The following is a 19,166-nucleotide window of genomic DNA, read 5'->3' on the forward strand; positions in this document are numbered from 1 at the left end:
CAGAACTGTCTGGGGCGGCTTTTTATTATTTGCTATATATTAATATTATGATAAATATCAATCCGATTATTTATTTAGAATAATTAAAAACAATATATTTGCAGAAAATTTGTGTTTCATGAAAAATGTACTGATCTGCGCTTCGCTGCTAGGTTCTATGCTGACTTTTGCTCAGGAAAACGATTCTATTAAATCGAAAAATATAGAGCAAGTTATCATTAATAAAATGGTGAAAAAACTTGATACCGAATCCTCTAACAAAATGTCGGTGAAATTCATAGAAAATCCACAGGTTTATTCTTCTATCGATAAAGGTATTTTGGAAAATGAAAACATTTTCACTGTTGATGATGCTTACAGAAATGTAACCGGTTTACAAAAAATGTGGAATCCCACAGGAAGAGCAGGAGACGGTGGTTCATTTTTCGTTTTGAGAGGTTTTCCTTCTCAAGCGTCTACACGAAATGGTGTGGTAGCACCCGTAACCTCTACAATCGATGCAATAAACGTAGAAACACTGGAATTTTTGAAAGGTCCTGTTGGAACACTTTATGGAAGTACCGTAGCTTCTTACGGTGGTCTAATTAACAGAGTCACCAAAAAACCTCAGCAAAATTTCTTTGGTGCAGTTTCAGCTTCTGCCGGAACTTACAACACTTACAGAGCAACTGCAGATATTAATGCTCCGATTACAAAAGACTTGCTTTTCCGCATAAATACGGCTTATACAAACGAAGGAAACTTCACAAAAACCGACGCTAAAAATCAATATACAACATTTGCTCCGAGCTTGACCTGGAATGTTTCCGACAAATTACAGTTAAATGTAGATTATGAATTATTTCACAACCGAGTAACAGCAAACCCCTATTTCTTCTATCTTTCACCAAAGACTCTGAACGGAATTGATAATATGAAAGATTTAGAAAAAGTAGCAGGTTTGGATTATAAAGAATCTTTCACGGGAAAAGATCTATACATGACTGCAAGAAATTCCAATGTTTTCGGAAATGCGAAATGGAAGATCAACGATAATATCACTTCAAATACTTATATCAATAATTCCGATTCTTATTCAGACGGTTACAATCCCTATTTTTCGGTTGCATACGATGCCGTATCTTCCTCTTATTTAGTTGCAAGGGCAGATCAATCTACAAATGGCAGTAAAAAATCTTGGTTTCAGATTCAACAAAACTTCAACTTTAATTATGATTTTTCAAACGGAATGAAAAACAAAACAGTTGTCGGTTTTGATTATATGAGAACAACGGAAAGATTGCGTTACAAATATTTGAACGGTAATTTTGATACTGTAGTAGCTTCAGGCGCAGATTATTCCGGAATGAATAGTGATGCTTTGTCTGCACTTTATGCTAATTCTGCTAATTTTTCAACATGGGACTATTTAAGAGATTTGAATACTTATTCTGGATATATTTCCAACTTATTTACTCCGATCGCCAACTTGCACATAATGGCGGGGCTTCGCTATGAAAACAATGATTACCTGGGCGGGACTTCCGGACCAAATCCGGAGAAAGCATTCAACCAATCTGCATTTTCACCAAAAGCAGGAATTGTTTATGAAATTGTGAAAGATAAATTTTCGGTTTTTGGAAATTATCAAAACTCATTCAAGTCCAACGGATATTACACTTCTGATGTAGCGGGAAATACAATTTTATCAGACCCGGAAAGAGGAAATCAGTTTGAAGGAGGTTTCAAAGCGAGTTTATTTAATAATAGATTTAATGCAACGGTTTCTTACTACAACATCAAAGTGAAAAACCAATTGTTATACACCGGAGAGTATGCTCCAAATTTTGTTTCAGTGCAAAAGCAGGCCGCTTCTACACTCAGCAAAGGTTTCGAGTTGGAAGTTAACGCATATCTTGTAAAAGGGTTCTCTTTAGTCGGAGGTCTGGCGTATAACGATACGGTGGATGAATCCACAGATTTGAGGCCAACAACAGCGGGTTCTTTCTGGAATGCTAATTTCAATCTGGCATACCAGTTTGTTGATGGAAGAGCAAAAGGTCTCGGGTTCGGATTTGGTGGAAATTATGCCAGTGATAATAATGTAACAGGGGATTTCATACTCCCAAAATATTTCGTTTTGAATGTCAATGCTTTTTACGATGCCAAGAAATTCAGAATCGGAGTTAAAGTTGATAACTTCACGAATGAACATTATTGGACAGGATATTCTACAGCAAATCCGCAAAAATTGGCAAATTTTTTAGGAACAGTTGCGTATAAATTTTAATATCAGCCATACTCACTATTCCTGGAAATTCAGGAATAGTATATTTTAATGAGGAAGAAACGTCATCATAAAAGAAAACCTTCATTTATAAAAAAATGGTCTGCCAAACTGCACTTGTGGTTTGGCTTATCCGTTGGGATTATTGTTTTTATTGTTTCGCTGTCTGGAACCCTATATGTTTTCAAAGATGAAATTCAAGGAATTTTACGAAAAGACGCTGTTTATATAAAAGACGAAACCATTGCGCAGCAACCATTACCAATACTGGCATTAAAGGAAAAAGTTGCCCAAACACTCAGTGAAAAATTTCCGGTTACTTCCGTAGAAATTCCTTTAGATAAAAACAAGTGTTACGAATTTTTATACTACGAAAAAGATAAAAATGCCTGGAATTATTTTGATGAGGTAAAGATCAATAAGCTGGTGTATGTAAATCCATATAACGGAGAAATTTTGGGTGTTTACAACGAAAAGTATGACCTTTTCCCTATTCTGAAAGCCATACATTGGAGCTTATTACTAAAAGCAGACTGGGGAAAATATGTGGTTGGAATTCCTACAGTCTTATTTATTATTATGCTCATTACAGGAATCATCCTTTGGTGGCCCAAAAACAAAAACGCACGAAAAGGACGTCTCCGATTCAATTGGAAAGAAGTAAAAACATGGAAGCGCAAGAACTATGATCTTCATAATATTTTAGGATTTTATGCTTCATTTATTGCTTTAATAGTGAGCTTATCCGGAATTTACTTTTCATTTCCCTGGGTAAAAAATGCTTTTAACCTTGCATTATCCGGCTCACCGGAACTTCCTAAAGAAAAAGAAATAAAATCTCCGGACTCTGCCTCATCTGTAAGTAAATCTGTTTTTGACCTCACCGCAAAGGAAACGAAAAAACTATATGGCGCTTCGTCAGGCTTCAGAATTCCCCTGAACGGAAAAAACAAAAAAGGAAAAGACCTGAAAAATATTCCGGTTACCGTTTATGGCGAAGACGGAAGATTTGCCGTCAGAAGCCAGGTTGTTTTCGACAAATACTCAGGAGAACTATTAATGAATAAACCTCATCAACAATTAACCAATGCTGAAAAATACGCCAATGCCAACTACGATATCCATACCGGCTCCTATTTCGGGATTTTTGGGAAAATACTTTGGTTTGTCACCGGTTTGGTGTGCACTGCACTGCCCATTACGGGATTTTTGATATGGCTTGGAAAAAAAAAGAAAAAGGGAATTAGAAAATTATCATGAAAAAGACCATTTTAGCAGCTGCTGCATTAGCTTCAGTCAACGTATTTGCACAACAGAGGGATACACTGCAGGTAAAAGATGTAGATGAGGTTGTAATGACCGCCTCAAGGAAAAAGGAAAGCAGTAAAGAAATTCCGGGGTCGGTGACAATTGTCAATCAAAAGCAGATCCAGTCACAACTAACTGTAAATTCAGATATTACAAGCATTCTGCAATATACTGTTCCGAGTTTGGCAACGAGTTCAGGGCAGACCTCCAATACCGGACAAACCTTAAGAGGACGTCAGGTCTTGGTACTGATTGACGGGGTCCCACAATCTACTCCTTTAAGAAACGGCGCCAGAGATATCAGATCTATAGACCCTTCCGTTATTGAACGAATCGAAGTCATCAAAGGAGCTTCATCGATTTATGGAAACGGCGCAGACGGTGGTATTATCAATTACATCACCAGAAAAAATAACGATGACAAAAAAATTTCAGGAATTTCACAAATAGGAATCACAGGGCAACCTTACGGTGGAACGCTGGGATTCAGGGCAAGCCAGTTTTTATCAGGAAAGATTACTAAAAGCTTTGATTACGCAGCTTCTTTTGCTTATGAAAGAACCGGTTATATGAAGGACGCGGACGGAATAAACCTAAGCCCAACCTACAGCACCGCAAAAATGAATAATTACAACGGAATGCTGAAGCTTGGTTACGATTTTAATGATAACAACAGGATTGAAGCTTCTTATATCGGGTATGCTTCAAAATCAGATCTTAATTTAGGCCTTAAAACCGGAAAATACGGATCAATCCCAACCATCGGTGAAGGATTAGGAAAAGGTTTGGAAACCACTCCGCAGGGAACACCCAGAAATCACAACCTCAAACTGAGCTACGACAGTAAAAGACTTTGGCAGGGCACCTCACTAAATGTCAATCTCTATATGCAGGATTTCAGAACGGTATATGGCTACAGCGATACATTTTTTAACGGAGGGCAGTCGAATGTTATTTCTAAAAAGTATGGCGCAAGAGCTAATTTTGACACTCAGTTATGGAATGCAAAGAATTCCCAGGCAGAAGTTATCTACGGAATTGATGTTCTGAATGATCAGACCGTTCAGAAGCTTGAAGACGGCCGTTACTGGACTCCAGATATGAATATGACGAATATTGCTCCTTTTATGTTGGTTAAAATTGATATCATGAAAAAATTAACGATCAAGGGAGGACTTCGCTATGAAAATATGAAAGTAAAAGTGGGTGATTTCAATACATTGTCAACCATTAAAAATGACGGTACCTTTACCCAAAGTATTTTTGTAAAAGGCGGAGACCTCGAATATAACGCTTTGGTGGGAAACATAGGAGTCCGTTACAACATCAATTCGGCTATCAATATTTTCGGAAGCTTCTCCCAGGCCTATTCCATTAATGAGCTGGGAAGAATCTTAAGAACGTCGACTTCAGAAACGATCAGTAATCTTGAAACAAAACCAATTATCGTCAACAATTATGAGCTGGGAACGACAGGACAAATTACCAAATGGCTTAATTATGAAATCACTTCTTACGTAAGTACTTCAAAATTGGGGGCAACTTTCGTGCAAAGTCCCGACCGTGCTTTGACCATTCAGAGAGCTCCGGAAGTGGTGTATGGAGTGGAAGGATTCCTGCATTTTTCTCCGGCCAGATGGATCCGTTTTGGAGGAAGCTATAGCTGGATCGAAGGCATCACCTCTCCGAAAGATGATGGAGACTACTCTACCAAGATCAATAACAGCAGAATTTCAGCTCCAAAAGTTTTAGCCTATATTCAGACAAGACCTGTTGATAAATTATCTGTAGGACTGGATATGCTTCACGCATTCGAGCAGGACAGATTTCAGCCAAATGCCAAAACCGGACTTTTTGCTTATGGTGAAGGCAGAGTTCCGGCCTATACTGTTTTCAATTTTAAATCAAGTTATGATATTAATAAAAACTGGAAACTATCAGTAGGAATCGAAAACCTTTTTAATACAATGTATCAGCCGGCTATTGCATGGTGGACCGCCAGGGACAGCGATTTCAACAACGCTTTGGGAATGAGAGGAACATTTATAGTTGAATATAAATTTTAAAATTTATTCTGTTTAGATTAACATAAAAGCGTTTCGATTTAAATAAAATTGAAACGCTTTTTTCTTTGCATTAAGTTCCAAAGATCAATAAAACCTGATCAAAATCCTTAATTATAAATATTCTAAATAAAAATTAAATATTATCTTTGCGGCAATTAGGATGAATATGAGGAAAAAGCATCACCATAAAAAAAAACCAAGCACTTTCAAAAAATGGACCGGTAAGCTGCATTTGTGGTTTGGTTTGGGTATCGGGTTTCTGATTTTTATTATCTCGATTACGGGCGCATTGTATGTCTTTAAAGATGAGATTGAAAATTTCACCCGTAAAGATGTTATTTATCATAATGAACAAAATATTGAAAAGAAACAGGCTCTTCCGATCCGTGTACTAGAGAAAGCCGTTGTAGAACAGGTAAAAGAAAAATATCCTGTTCACTGGGTGAATATCCCGATTGATAAAAAGATGTCTTATCTTTTCTATTGGTATGAGCATGATCCTAAAGGCTGGAACTATTTCGACGAATTTCCAATCTATAAAGTGGCATACGTCAATCCTTACAACGGAAAAGTCCTGAGAACCTATGACGAGAAAAACGGATTCTTCCAAATTGTAAAAATGATTCACTGGAGCTATCTCTTAAAACAGTCCTGGGGAACTTATCTTGTAGGAATACCTGTAATTATATTCATTATCATGCTTATTTCAGGCATCATCCTTTGGTGGCCGAAGAATAAAGCTGCCCGCAAACAGCGCTTTTCTTTCAAATGGCAAAACGTAAAAGGTTGGAAAAGGAAAAACTACGACCTTCATAATATTCTTGGGTTTTATGCTTCCATTTTTGCGTTGATTTTTTCCATAACAGGATTATTTTATGCTTTCTTTGTCGTTCAGGCTGCGATTTATTTTATTTTCTCCGGAGGGAAGACTGCGTACCCGGACTTTTCATCAATCAGGACAAAAGCTCCTGTCGAATTGAGGACCGAAGGAACATTAGATAAAATCAGCAATACTGTTAAAGCAAAATATCCGGATTCCTATGGCTTTTCCATTGATCTTGGCCATGAGCATATGGATGATCATGAACATCCGAACTTTGAAGTATATGTAAAACATTTATCTTATTCTTATCATAAAAGCAGCAGCTTGATTTTCGATGAAAATTCGGGTGAACTGCTTCACACGCACGACATGAAAGACAAAAATTTCGGCGAAAAAGCAGTCGGCGCCAACTATGATATTCACGTGGGATCGATTCTGGGACTGCCTACAAAGATCATTGCTTTTGTTGTAAGCCTTATATGTGCCTCATTACCAGTAACCGGCTTTATGATCTGGTGGGGAAGAAGAAAAAAGAAGAAGGTAATATCAGCGTAATATTTTTTTTAAATAAAATGCTGCTTAATCGTCTAATAATAATATCTTTTTTATAATTTTAGCCTTTTAGAATTATTAAGAAGAGAAATGTCATTAGTAGATTTGTCAAAACAGGTTGCGTTGGGAATTGATATCGGCGGAACGAACACAAAATTTGGAGTGGTAAACCACAGAGGCGAAGTGCTGGAAAAAGGAAATATCCGGACCGATGCCTATCCTACCGTAGAAGAATATATTGACGCTTTATACGAGGCCGTTCATCCCCTGATCGAAAGCCACGGAAAAAATAAAAATTTTGATGGGATAGGAGTAGGAGCTCCCAATGCCAACTACTATACAGGAACCATTGAGCAGGCACCCAATTTACCATGGAAAGGAGTTATTCCTTTTGCGGAACTGATCAAGGCCAAATTCGGGCTGCCTTGTACCATAACCAATGATGCCAATGCTGCAGCCATCGGAGAAATGCTTTTCGGAGCAGCAAGGGGAATGAAGGATTTCATTATGATAACCTTGGGAACCGGTGTCGGAAGCGGTATTGTTGCCGGCGGTAAATTGATCTACGGACATGACGGATTCGCAGGAGAACTGGGACATACTATTGTAAAGCCTGGCGGAAGAAAACACTGGAGCACTGGCTCTGAGGGCTGCCTTGAGGCGTATGCTTCTGCTACAGGAATTGCCATCACCGCAAAAAAAATGCGTGCAGAGTTTCCGGAGTCTATGCTGAATCAATATCCTGAAGAAGCCATCAATTCTAAAACCGTACACGAATGTGCCTTGAAAGGTGATCCTATTTCTATTGAAGTTTTCAGGTATACCGGACAAAAATTGGGTGAAGCGCTGGCTAATTTTGTGATGTTTTCTTCCCCTGAAGCGATTCTTCTTTTCGGAGGCGTTATCAAAGCCGGTGATTTTATTTTAAAACCTACAAAGCTTCACATGGAAAGAAATTTACTTCCTATTTTCAGAAACAAAGTAAAGCTGGTTTTCAGTGAACTCGATGAGGCAGATGCTGCGATTCTGGGAGCAAGTGCTTTGGTTTGGGAAAAATAAATTGAACGTATACATAAACATGAGCATCCTTTTTAAGGGTGCTTTTTTATTGATAAATATTTTCACGCAAAGATAAATTGATGTCTCGCTGATTTTAGAAGACAAAGGCAATAAATTGCTGCGCGAAGCGAACGTCAGCTTCATCAATCAGCTTGCTGATACTTCTTTATCTTCTCGAAATAATATGCTGTGAAAATAAATTCTTTGCGTCAAATAAAATCACGCTGATTTAGCAGACTTTTGTTTTAGAAATTCATAGTTTTACTGTTTTATATGCTTAAAGAACGTTTTAATCTCAAAGTCAATTATTCTTACTTGCTGCAAAAAATAATTTGTCTGATCTATCATCATCATTTGGATTTGACTCGGATGATGGCGCAAAAATTGAAAAACTTTTCCTTATTTTTGATTAGTTTTTTCTCCATTATTCCTTAAACGAGAAAAAATATTCAAATACAATAATCAACTTACAATGGATAACAATAATTTAGAACAGATTACTTTCGGAGGCGGATGTTTCTGGTGTGTGGAAAGCTGTTTCAATATGCTGAAAGGTGTACAGTCTGCTATTTCGGGATATTCGGGAGGGCATAAAGACAATCCCACGTATGAAGAAGTATGTACAGGAGAAACCGGTCATGCAGAAGTAGTACAGATCACTTATGATCCTGCCGTTATTTCTTACGAACAGTTAATGGATGTCTTTTTCTTTCTCCATGATCCTACCCAGCTGAACCGACAGGGCAATGACATCGGCACCCAATACCGTTCGGTAATTTATTATAAAGACGATGCTGAAAAAACAAAAGCTGAAGAAGCTATTGAAAAATCTAAACAGTCGGGAAGATGGCAGGGAACTTATGTTACGGAATTGACGAAATTCGAGAAATTCTGGCCGGCAGAACAATACCATCAGGGATATTACAATGAAAATCCTACACAGCCTTACTGCAGCGCCGTGGTAGGTCCTAAAATCCAGAAATTCAAAAAGCATTTCAGTGAATTGGGAATGCTGAACGCGGGATAATAAATAAATTCAAACTTTAAGGTTTAGAAGATTAAAAAAATAAAGCGAAGAGAATGGTCTCTTCGCTTTTGCAATAATTAATAGTAAGTCTATGAAGATATTTAATATCCTGGATTCTGTGTAAAATCTTTCGAGGCATCAATGGTTGCCTGAGGAATCGGGAAAATTCTTCTGTAAGGTTGGGATGCCGGTTTTGCCGTTCCCGGAAGATCAAACTTCCCGAATCTGATCATGGCTTTTCTTCGATACATTTCCCAGTAAAGCTCAAATCCTGATTCTCTGAATAATGTATTGGCGTCCAAAGAAGTAAGCGCAACACCCGGAGCATTGTTCTTCAATGCATCATTGGTTCTGCTGGTTCTCAGTTTATTAACATCAGCCAGTGCCGCCGTTACATTTCCGCTTCTGAAATATGCTTCCGCCCTCATCATATAGATGGTTCCCAAACGGTACAAAGGAACATCCATCCCGCTGGTTCCGTTATTTCCGTATCCCGGATCAAATTCAAACTTGAAGTTTCTCACTCCCCTGTTGATCTGCGCCTGGGTAAATACGGCTTCTGAAGGATTATCAAAATTCAGTTCCGGGGTGAAGTCGGCGGCAAGTGTTGTATTTTTTTCGGTGAATAATTTGTACACTTTAATTCTTCCGTCTGCTGTCATGTCAAAATTACCGTTCGAAAGTATTTTAGGGCCATACTGTTGCCCAACCTGAAGACCTCTGTTGAAGTGGAACCACGGCTTTCCGGTTCCTTCCACTTTGCTTGTTGAAGGCACACTTACATCAGTTCCGTCATTTCTGAACCAGGTTCCGTCTTCATACTGATATGTTCTCTGAAATCTCGGATCGTCATGATTTCCATTCCACGAATAATAAAATTCAGGTGTTATACATGATGCGTTCGTTCCTCTGTTATCCGGAGAAGGTTTCTGAATTCTTTCCATCGACATATAAGCAAGGTCATTATCAGAACCTTTATCAGAACCCGCAAATTTCTTCTGGACAACCGAGAAAATCATTTCCTTGCTGTTATCATTATTGATATCGAAATTGTGGAAATAATTTGACTCCAAACTGAACAGCGGATTATTAATCAACAAATCAGAATACTGAATCACTTTATCCATATCCGTCCCTCCCCCATTCAAAGCCTGTTCCGTAAAATTGAAAGTACCTGCGGTCTTATTTTTTAGAACAGCCCTATTCAGATACATATCTGCCAATAAAGCGTAAGCCGCCTGTTTGGTAAATCTTCCTGCATGAGTATTCTGGGTTTTGATATCCGCTAAATTCGGAATCAACCCTTCTACTTCTTTAATCAGCTCATCAATGGTTGTGTCTGCCTTTCTGATCTGGATCGGCGCATTGATGTTATCCGGATCTCTGTAAGGCGCCTGCCCGAATAAATCGATGGTTGTATATGTGTAAAATGCTAATAATCCTTTTGCTTCAGCTAAAAACAATGCTTTGTTGGTTCCTGTACTTTTATTGGCACTTGAGATGGCCGTTAAAGATTTTGTAATTCCGAAATTCAGCTGGTTCCAGGTCGTTTTTACCACGTCACTGTTGGCATCCCAGGTAAATTCATGCATGGCTCTCCATTTTCCGCCGTCTCCCCAGTCGCTTCCTCTCGTTGGTAAGAGCGCTTCATCAGTAGAATATTCCTGCAGAGCAAAAACACTTCCATGATCTACAAAAGTACCTTCTCCAAGCTGGCTGTAAGCCGCAGCCAAAGCCGCTTCAGGGTCTGCCACTTCTGCACCCAGTACTTCATCGATTACTTTTTCATCCAGGTTGGTACAGGCTGTTAAAGCCAATACAGCAACGGATAATATGATTTTATTGATCGTTAAAAATTTAGATTTCATAATTTTTTAGCTTAATTAAAATTTAACAGTTGCTCCCAGAATGAATGTCTTTGCAGACGGGTAGGTCGTATAATCAATTCCTAGAGACTGGTTTCCTCCCACCTGCTTATTGGTGTCAACAAGCGGATCGTATCCTGAATAATTGGTAATCGTGAATAGATTCTGAGCACTGATATACAAATTGATGCTTTTCAGGAACTTCAATTGGTTCATATCAAAAGTATAGCCTAATCTTACATTATTCAGACGAATAAAATCTGATTTTTCAAGATATAATGAAGACAGCTGCGGCTGATTGGTAAAGCTTGCCCCGGATTCGTAAAAACTTTTCAGCACATTTCTGTCTGATGCTAAATTATTGATATTCAAATCCAATGCGGTATTATTTACCAGGTAACCTCCGGTCTGTCCGATGAAAGAGAAGGCGAAATCAAACTTTTTATATTTCATGTAAGAGTTGACCCCGAAAGTAAAATTAGGAATAGCCCCTTCAAATATTTTTCTGTCATTCTGATCAATCCTTCCATCTGAATTCAGGTCTTCATAAATATATTTTCCGTTGGCATCGATTCCCAGGTAATTGTACATGTAAAAAGATCCTGCTTCATAACCGTTTCTGTAAATATTGGCAGTAACTCCGGAAAGTCCTGGCCCAGAAACTTCTCCTGAATAAATAGCTGAAACCGGAAGATCTTTTACGACATTATTCACCGTAGCTCCGTTTACATCCACATTCCAGGTAAAGTTTTCGTTTCGGATAACTTCTGAACCTAATGAAAATTCAAAACCTTTATTAACGATTTTCGCATCCACATTTCTCCAAACGGTACTTGTAGGACTTAGAGGACTTGAAGGAATATTTAAGATCGGATCTTTCGTTGTTTTATGATAATACTCCAGTGATCCGTACAATTTGTTTCTCCATAAGCTGAAATCTGCACCGATATTACTTTGCTCTACTACTTCCCATTTAAGATCAGGATTTACCGTTCTGTTAATGGCAACCCCGTTGATCAGGTTTAAATTATCATATAAATAATATCCTGCAGTCTGTGTTAATGAAGAACTCGCCTGTGTAATTTTGTTCGGAACTTCCTGGTTTCCGGTTTGTCCCCAGCTTCCTCTTAATTTTAGTTCATTAATAATTTGGGAATCCTTTAGGAAATTCTCGTTTGAAACCGTCCAGCCTACGGCAACAGAAGGGAAATATCCGTATTTATTATTTTTCCCGAAACGTGTAGAACCATCTGCTCTTAAAGAAGCTGTTAATAAATATTTCTTATCAAAATTGTAATTAACCCTTCCGAAATACGATTGTAATTCATTTTCCTGGGCATAACCGGCGCCCGGAACAAAAGCCGTTCCTGAATATCCCGGGTTAATTTCAGGTGCAATTCCCGCTCCCTGAGCGGCGATATCTTTTACTCCAAAATACGTCCCTGTATTTTTAAATTTCTGATAAGAGAATCCTCCAAGCACATTGAAATTATGTCTGTTCAGATTAAAATCATAGGTCAGGTAATGCTCCAGAAGAACATTATAAGAATCAAGATTAGCCTGAACGTAAAGTCCTTTAGGTGTTCTGTCAGTAACGTTCGGATACATGGTTGTGTTTCTTTCCGACATGGTTTTATCAACGCCTAAATTGAATTTATAATTAAGTCCCGGTAAAATTCTTAACGTAGCTTCCGTATTCCCTAATATCCTGAAGGTATTGGTCTTATCATTATAAACACTCAATAAATACAAAGGATTATAGTGAGCGTTCATATTGAAATTGGTAAAATTTCCGATTTCATCGTATACAGAACGGGTAGGATTCGCCATCAACGCATGAATAATCAGCTGACCGTCGGAGCCGGCATTTCCACCATTCGGAATTCCTGTCTCTTTAATGTCACTGGCTGTAAGGTTGAGTTTTACCTTTAATCTTTTATTATCGAAGAAAGATTCTTCTGCATTCAGACGGGCTGTTGTTCTCTTAAAACTGCTGTTTAAAACGATACCATCCTGATCCATGTGGGAAAGGGATGCAAAATAACTTCCTGTGTCCGTCGCTTTTGAGAAAGATACCGAATGATTGGATGAAACGGCATTTCTGTAAATTTCGTCCTGCCAGTCTGTATTTCCTCCGTGGTCGTACAATTTGTTGATTCCTGCTGCTCTGTATTCATCTGCTGTTAAAAGATCAAGCTTTTTAATCACTGAAGAAAAACCCAAATAGGTATCATACGTAAAGATTGGCTCTCCCTTTTTTCCTCTTTTGGTGGTTACCAGAACAACCCCGTTTGATCCTCTTGCTCCATAAATTGCGGCGGCAGAGGCATCTTTTAATACCGTGATAGATTCTATATCAGAAGTATTTAAAAAGTTTAACGGATTTTTAGCCTGTACATTTCCCAATCCTACATTCGGACTTTGTGCACTTACCGGATCATTGTTCAACGGGATACCGTCTACAACGAATAAAGGAGTACTTCCGCTTCTGATGGATCCGATTCCTCTAATGGAAACATTGACACCGGCTCCTGGCTCACCGCTGGTCTGTACAATACGTACCCCTGCGATTTTCCCCTGCATCAGGTTATCTACAGAGATATTCATTCCTTCTTTGAAATTCTCTGCTTTCAGTTGGCTGATTGCCCCTGTTAAATCAGATTTTTTCTGAGATCCGTATCCTACAAGCGTTACTTCTTCAATAGAAGTTGCTCCTTTCTTTGATTTCAGCTGAACTAAAACCGCAGGTCCTGAAATTTTTGTTGTCTGGATTTCATATCCTTCATAGGAAATGGATAATGTCTGACCGATATTCGCAGCAATTGTAAAATTCCCTGAATCGTCAGTAGCAGCCTTAGCGCCGGTTTCAATAACGGTAACTGTTGCTCCTGCAATGGCAGCGCCGTCCTGATCCGTTACGTTTCCGGTAATGGTTTCATTAACCTGGAAAACAGCAATGTGATTTGCCGAAAGATTCTCTGCATGAGCTTGATTTGCCAACAGGAAAATCATCGCAACCGGGATTAGTTTTTTAAAACTAAAAGAGTTAATTTTGTGATACATATCATTAAGTAAGGTAATTGCATGACGTTACATTGCTTAATAAAAAGCCGCTGTTGTTGCCGCAACAGTGGTTTTCATTTCCGCCCGTCGTTAGTTTTTATTTCGGGATACAAAGTAAAAACGTTTAAGCGGAAAACATTTTAACATAATATTATCTTAAAATCAATAAAATATCAACTCATATGATTTTGATATAAGATTTATATTAATTTTCAAGGGTTTACGAATGAATTGTTATTTAATCATTTACACAATCTTAAAAAACACTTAACATAATATAAAGGCCGACTTTGATCAGACTTCATAATTTCGCCAAAGAAAATTGAAGCAATGAAAAAGATATTTTTCTTAGGACTGTATGTGTCGTTAATACCGCTCTTTCAGTCGCAGATGCAGGATCTTAATGATTTAAAAATAAATCAGATACAGGTAATCGGTTCGCACAACTCTTATAAAAAAGCCATTTTACCGGAGGTTTACCGCTATTTGTCGCAAAAAGATTCGTTACACTTCCTTCCGAGAATTCAGTATGAACATATTCCGATCCCTCAACAGCTGGATCTTGGCTTACGAAACCTTGAAATCGATGTCTATGCAGACAGCAAAGGCGGAAAATATGCCCACCCCAAAATTCTGGATCTGGTAAAAACATCGCAGCCGTTTGATCCGGAAGGTAAAATGAAAAAGCCGGGCTATAAAATGATTCATATTACGGATATTGATTATCAGACCCAGTATTATACTTTGGAAGACTGCCTGAAAGATTTAAAAAAATGGTCTGAGGCACATCCCGATCATGATCCCGTTTTTATCACTTTGGAGCCGAAGGACGGAACAGCCAATCAGTTCGGAACGGAGCCGGAACATTATACTTCAAAGCTTTTTGATGATCTTGATAATGAACTCAGAAAATATTTAGGAAAAAATAAAATCATTACTCCTGACGATATCCGCGGTTCTTATAAAACGTTGAATGAGGCTGTTTTAAACAAAAACTGGCCAAAGGTAAAAGATGCCAAAGGCAAGTTCCTGTTTGTTCTCGACAACAACAGTGAAAACAGGGATCTCTATATAAAAGATCACCCTTCGCTGAAAGGCCGGATGATTTTTACCAATTCTGAGCCGGGAACTCCTGAATCGGCAGTGCTATTCAGAAACGATCCGAATCCCGAAATTACCGCACTTGTACAACAGGGGTATATCATCAGAACCAGAGCAGATGCAGATACCATGGAAGCCCGTAAAGAAGATTATTCAAGATTTGAAAAGGCTAAAGCAAGCGGAGCCCAGGTCATTACGACAGATTATTATCTGCCAAGCAAACTTTTTAAATCCAGCTACAAAATAAGCTTTGAGAATAATTCTTACGAAAGAAAGAATCCCGTAAACGGAAAATAGAACATTTTTACAATTAGATTTATAATTGAAAAGGCTTCCAGATCTATGAAAGCCTTTTCTGCTTTTTTCGGTAAAGCATTTCCGTATGGGGAATATCGTCTTCAAGGTATTTTTTACCGGTGTCTTCAAAACCAAACTCACCATAAAACTTCAGCAGGTAATCCTGTGCGGAAATTCTTATTTCATCTGTACGGAAACGCGCTTCTATCGTGTCAATCGCATAAGCTATGAGTTGTTTCCCAAGATTTTTACCTCTCGCCTTTTCAGTGGTCAGCACTCTGCCGATCGAGGTCTCCGGATATTTTATGCCTTTATCAAAAATCCTGCAGTTGGCGAGAACTTCACCGTTCTGCTCTGCCCAGATATGAACTGCTTTCTGATCATAATCGTCCAGATCCGGATAAGGACAGTTCTGCTCTACTACAAAGACATCAATTCTCGCTTTCAGAACATTATACAGTTCCGGAACGGTAAATTCATCAAAAGTTTTGATTTTCCAGATAATGTTACTCATCGAAACTTACATTATTATTAGCCAAAAATTCATTGGTTTTTTGAATAAAATCAAGGATTTCATCACAACCTTCTTTTTTCTCTGCTGAGGTTACATAGATTTCAGGAAGATCTTCCCAGGTCTTATGAAGCTCGGTTTTGTAATCTTCGACATTTTTTATCGCTGCGTTTGGTTTCAGCTTATCCACTTTGGTAAAAACAATGGAAAAAGGCACTCCGCTTTCGCCGCACCACTGGATAAATTCCAGATCAATAGCCTGGGGCTTGTGACGGGAATCTACCAGCACAAAAAGATTAACGAGATTTCTTCTGTTAAGAATATAGTTGGTAATCAGCTTTTCAAAGTCTTTTCTGATTGATTTTGAAACTTTTGCATATCCGTAGCCCGGCAAATCCGTAAGATACCAGTTTTCATTAACCATAAAATGATTGATAAGCTGTGTCTTTCCCGGGGTCTGAGAAGTTTTAGCCAGATCCTTATGGTTCATCATTGCATTGATCAATGAAGATTTGCCCACGTTTGACCTTCCGATAAAAGCATATTCCGGAAGATTGGGTTCCGGGCAGTCCTGCCATTTGCCGCTGCTCTTTACGAATGTTGCTGTTTTAATAACCATCTTGAATATTTTTAGAAAAATAAACCATTAAGAGAGTTCTTAATGGCTTATGTATATTTAATTTTAAACTTTATCCTTTAACCAGCTGTAGAGAATTTCATTGAATTCATCCGGCTTCTCCATCATCGCTGCATGGCCGCACTCATCAATCCAGAAGAGATCCGAATTGGGAATAAATTTATGCATGTCTTCTGCTACTTCAGGAGGCGTTACATTGTCCTGTTTTCCCCAGATCAGGCAGGTTGGCGTAAGAATCTTCGGAAGATCGTGAAGCATATTGTGCTTGATGGCACTTCTTGCCAGCATTACGGTTTTAATTCCTTTCATCCTGTCATTTACTACCGAAAAAACTTCATCTACAAGATCTTCCGTGGCAATTTCAGGATTATAAAATACCTCTTCGGTTTTCTTTCTTATATACGAGCGGTCATTCTTTCGTGGAAAACTATCACCAAAAGTTCTTTCATACAGCCCCGAACTTCCTGTAAGAACCAGATTTTTAATCAGATCCGGTCTTGCCAGCGTTAAGATCAAGCCGATATGGCCTCCCATTGAATTTCCTACAATTGTTGCAGGGGCTTCTACATGGGCTTCTATAAACTTGGCAATATATTTTGCAATAGTGGTAAGGTTGGTATTGAGTACCGGCAAATCGTAGATCGGCAGCTGAGGAACGTATACTTTAAATCCCCTGTCTGAAAAAAAATCCACCATCTTATCGAAATTACTCAACCCACCCATTAAACCGTGCAACAGCACCAATGGATGTCCTTCTCCCGCCTCAACGAAGGTATATTTCTTTTCTTTTCTTGTACTAAATATCATAAATTGCCTTAATAAAGCCTTGCAAAAATACAAATTAAACCTCAAAAATATTTTGATAAGCCTAATTTAAAATAAAAATAATATACCAAACTCTTTTTTAAAGCATTTTTTCTTAAACACTTTACTATGGCTTAAATAATAACTTAGCCAATCATCTACATACCAGTTTCTTATATAGAGGAAATTCAATCTTTAATAAAACTTATCAACATTAAGGCAAAAAGTGGGAAAAAGTGGGAACTTTTGGAAATTATTATATAAATTTGTCCCAAATGAAAAATTTCATTGGAACATATGAGTGTAAAATCGATGATAAAGGGCGTCTAAAGCTACCTTCTTCTTTGATTAAACAAATGGCAAACTTCGACGACAAAACGTTTGTAGTTAAAAGATCTGTGTTCCAACCCTGCCTGGAAGTTTATCCCATGAATGCCTGGGATAAGGTGATGGGCAAAATTAATAAACTAAACAGATTCATTAAAAAGAATGCTGATTTCATTAGAATGTTTACGGCAGGTGTAAAAACAGTAGAGCTGGACAACGCAGGAAGACTACAGATCTCAAAAGATTTGATGACTTTTGCCAACCTTCAGAAAGATATTGTGATTACAAGCGCAGGAGAACTCTTTGAAATTTGGGATAAAGATGCTTATGAAAAAGTAATTTCCATAAACGAAGAAGATTTTGCAGGCCTTGCCGAAGATGTGATGGGCGCTTTCGATGAAGAATAACGAAGCTGATTATTAACTAAAAAGCTAAAAACACAATTTTAAACATGTATCACAACCCCGTTTTGTTGAAGCAAAGTGTTGATGATTTGGTAACGAATCCAGACGGAACATACGTGGACTGTACTTTTGGCGGCGGCGGTCATTCAAGAGAAATATTGAGCCGGCTCTCCGACAAAGGAAAGCTTTTCAGCTTTGATCAGGATCTCGATGCGCTTAAAAACACGATTGATGATCCGAGATTCACATTAATCAATCAGAATTTCAGATTCCTGGAAAATTCCCTGCTGATGTACGGTATTTCCCAGGTAGACGGCATTCTTGCTGATCTTGGAGTTTCTTCTCACCAGTTTGATGAAGCAGAAAGAGGCTTCTCCACAAGAAGCAATGCTCCATTGGACATGAGAATGAATGTCATGCAGAGCCTTGACGCCAAACGAGTAATTAATGATTACGATGAAGAGCAGCTTGCCGATATATTTTATTATTACGGAGAACTGAGAGAGGCAAGAAAACTTGCAAGAGATATTGTACATCACCGGAAAACCAAAAGCATAGAAACAACGGAAGACCTGAAGAAACTTTTCAGCTACCTTCCGCCAAACAAAGTAAACAAATTTTATGCACAGCTTTTCCAGGCGATCAGAATTGAAGTAAATCAGGAGCTTGAAGTATTAAAAGAAATGCTGGTTCAGGCATACAATGTTTTAAAGCCTGAAGGCAGACTGGTCGTTATTTCTTACCATTCTCTGGAAGACAGGCTGGTAAAAAGATTTTTGAAAAACGGAATGTTTGAGGGAGAGCCCGAAAGAGACATTTACGGAAATTATAAAAAAGCATTCGAACTGGTAAAGAGTAAAGCCATCATTCCCGACGACAAGGAAATTGAAGAAAACTCCAGAGCCAGAAGTGCTAAAATGAGAACAGGAATAAAAGTTTAAAAGTGAATAGTCAATAGCGAATTTATATTGACCATAAACAGATAAATAATTCCAAAAATTCCCCTCCTTCGGAGGGGTGGCGAAAATTCAAAGAATTTTTGACGGGGTGGTTAAC

Annotated in this window: 14 protein-coding genes; 9 read left to right on the top strand and 5 right to left on the bottom strand. The window is 38.3% G+C overall.

Translation table 11 applies throughout. The annotated features are described in order from the left end of the window. Positions 1-118: 118 nt before the first annotated feature. The 6 genes from HHL20_RS12805 to msrA all read left to right on the top strand — a co-directional run bounded on the left by HHL20_RS12805 (position 119) and on the right by msrA (position 9,101). Positions 119-2,269 carry a TonB-dependent siderophore receptor gene (locus tag HHL20_RS12805; protein ID WP_169231572.1) on the top strand — a complete coding sequence of 717 codons (2,151 nt, stop codon included), beginning with the start codon at positions 119-121 and terminating at the stop codon, positions 2,267-2,269. A gap of 48 nt (positions 2,270-2,317) precedes the next feature. Then, on the top strand, positions 2,318-3,526 hold the full coding sequence (locus HHL20_RS12810; protein ID WP_169231573.1) for a PepSY-associated TM helix domain-containing protein: 1,209 nt from the start codon (positions 2,318-2,320) through the stop codon (positions 3,524-3,526). Continuing rightward, a complete protein-coding gene (locus tag HHL20_RS12815) occupies positions 3,523-5,640 on the top strand; it encodes a TonB-dependent receptor (RefSeq protein ID WP_169231574.1) in 2,118 nt (705 codons plus the stop codon). The genes HHL20_RS12810 and HHL20_RS12815 overlap by 4 nt, the downstream gene beginning before the upstream one ends. A 166-nt stretch (positions 5,641-5,806) precedes the next feature. Further along, positions 5,807-7,018, top strand: coding sequence for a PepSY-associated TM helix domain-containing protein (locus HHL20_RS12820; RefSeq protein WP_169231575.1), 1,212 nt, complete (start codon positions 5,807-5,809; stop codon positions 7,016-7,018). Positions 7,019-7,105: 87 nt separating this feature from the next. Continuing rightward, a complete protein-coding gene (locus HHL20_RS12825; protein ID WP_169231576.1) occupies positions 7,106-8,074 on the top strand; it encodes an ROK family protein in 969 nt (322 codons plus the stop codon). 472 nt (positions 8,075-8,546) lie between these two features. Further along, positions 8,547-9,101: a peptide-methionine (S)-S-oxide reductase MsrA gene (gene msrA, locus HHL20_RS12830; RefSeq protein WP_169231577.1), complete on the top strand. Its 555-nt coding sequence runs from the start codon at positions 8,547-8,549 to the stop codon at positions 9,099-9,101. Positions 9,102-9,202: 101 nt separating this feature from the next. Here the strand turns inward: msrA and HHL20_RS12835 are convergent, their stop codons facing one another. After that, positions 9,203-10,969 (bottom strand): RagB/SusD family nutrient uptake outer membrane protein, encoded by a 1,767-nt coding sequence (locus HHL20_RS12835; RefSeq protein WP_169231578.1) that lies wholly within the window; start codon positions 10,967-10,969, stop codon positions 9,203-9,205. Between the two features lie 15 nt (positions 10,970-10,984). Next, complete coding sequence (locus HHL20_RS12840) at positions 10,985-14,029, bottom strand: SusC/RagA family TonB-linked outer membrane protein (RefSeq protein WP_169231579.1); 3,045 nt, start codon at positions 14,027-14,029, stop codon at positions 10,985-10,987. Between the two features lie 330 nt (positions 14,030-14,359). On the opposite strand from HHL20_RS12840, the gene HHL20_RS12845 reads away from it, so the two are divergent. Continuing rightward, positions 14,360-15,427: a phosphatidylinositol-specific phospholipase C1-like protein gene (locus HHL20_RS12845; protein WP_169231580.1), complete on the top strand. Its 1,068-nt coding sequence runs from the start codon at positions 14,360-14,362 to the stop codon at positions 15,425-15,427. Positions 15,428-15,470: 43 nt separating this feature from the next. Here the strand turns inward: HHL20_RS12845 and HHL20_RS12850 are convergent, their stop codons facing one another. The 3 genes from HHL20_RS12850 to HHL20_RS12860 form a co-directional block, all read right to left on the bottom strand. Next, positions 15,471-15,941 (bottom strand): GNAT family N-acetyltransferase, encoded by a 471-nt coding sequence (locus tag HHL20_RS12850; RefSeq protein WP_169231581.1) that lies wholly within the window; start codon positions 15,939-15,941, stop codon positions 15,471-15,473. Beyond that, on the bottom strand, positions 15,934-16,557 hold the full coding sequence (gene yihA, locus HHL20_RS12855; RefSeq protein WP_169231582.1) for a ribosome biogenesis GTP-binding protein YihA/YsxC: 624 nt from the start codon (positions 16,555-16,557) through the stop codon (positions 15,934-15,936). Before yihA ends, HHL20_RS12850 begins: the two co-directional genes overlap by 8 nt. Positions 16,558-16,620: 63 nt before the next feature. After that, the gene (locus HHL20_RS12860) at positions 16,621-17,382 is read right to left on the bottom strand and encodes an alpha/beta fold hydrolase (protein ID WP_169231583.1); all 762 of its coding nucleotides are present in this window, start codon (positions 17,380-17,382) and stop codon (positions 16,621-16,623) included. A 272-nt stretch (positions 17,383-17,654) separates the two neighbouring features. Between HHL20_RS12860 and mraZ the strand changes: the two genes are divergently transcribed. Together mraZ and rsmH are read left to right on the top strand one after the other, a co-directional pair. Next, the gene (gene mraZ / locus HHL20_RS12865; protein WP_169231584.1) at positions 17,655-18,113 is read left to right on the top strand and encodes a division/cell wall cluster transcriptional repressor MraZ; all 459 of its coding nucleotides are present in this window, start codon (positions 17,655-17,657) and stop codon (positions 18,111-18,113) included. 44 nt (positions 18,114-18,157) lie between these two features. Further along, positions 18,158-19,051, top strand: coding sequence for a 16S rRNA (cytosine(1402)-N(4))-methyltransferase RsmH (gene rsmH, locus HHL20_RS12870; protein ID WP_169231585.1), 894 nt, complete (start codon positions 18,158-18,160; stop codon positions 19,049-19,051). Positions 19,052-19,166: the final 115 nt, after the last annotated feature.

This window comes from Chryseobacterium cheonjiense, assembly GCF_012927265.1.
Taxonomy (GTDB): domain Bacteria; phylum Bacteroidota; class Bacteroidia; order Flavobacteriales; family Weeksellaceae; genus Chryseobacterium; species Chryseobacterium cheonjiense.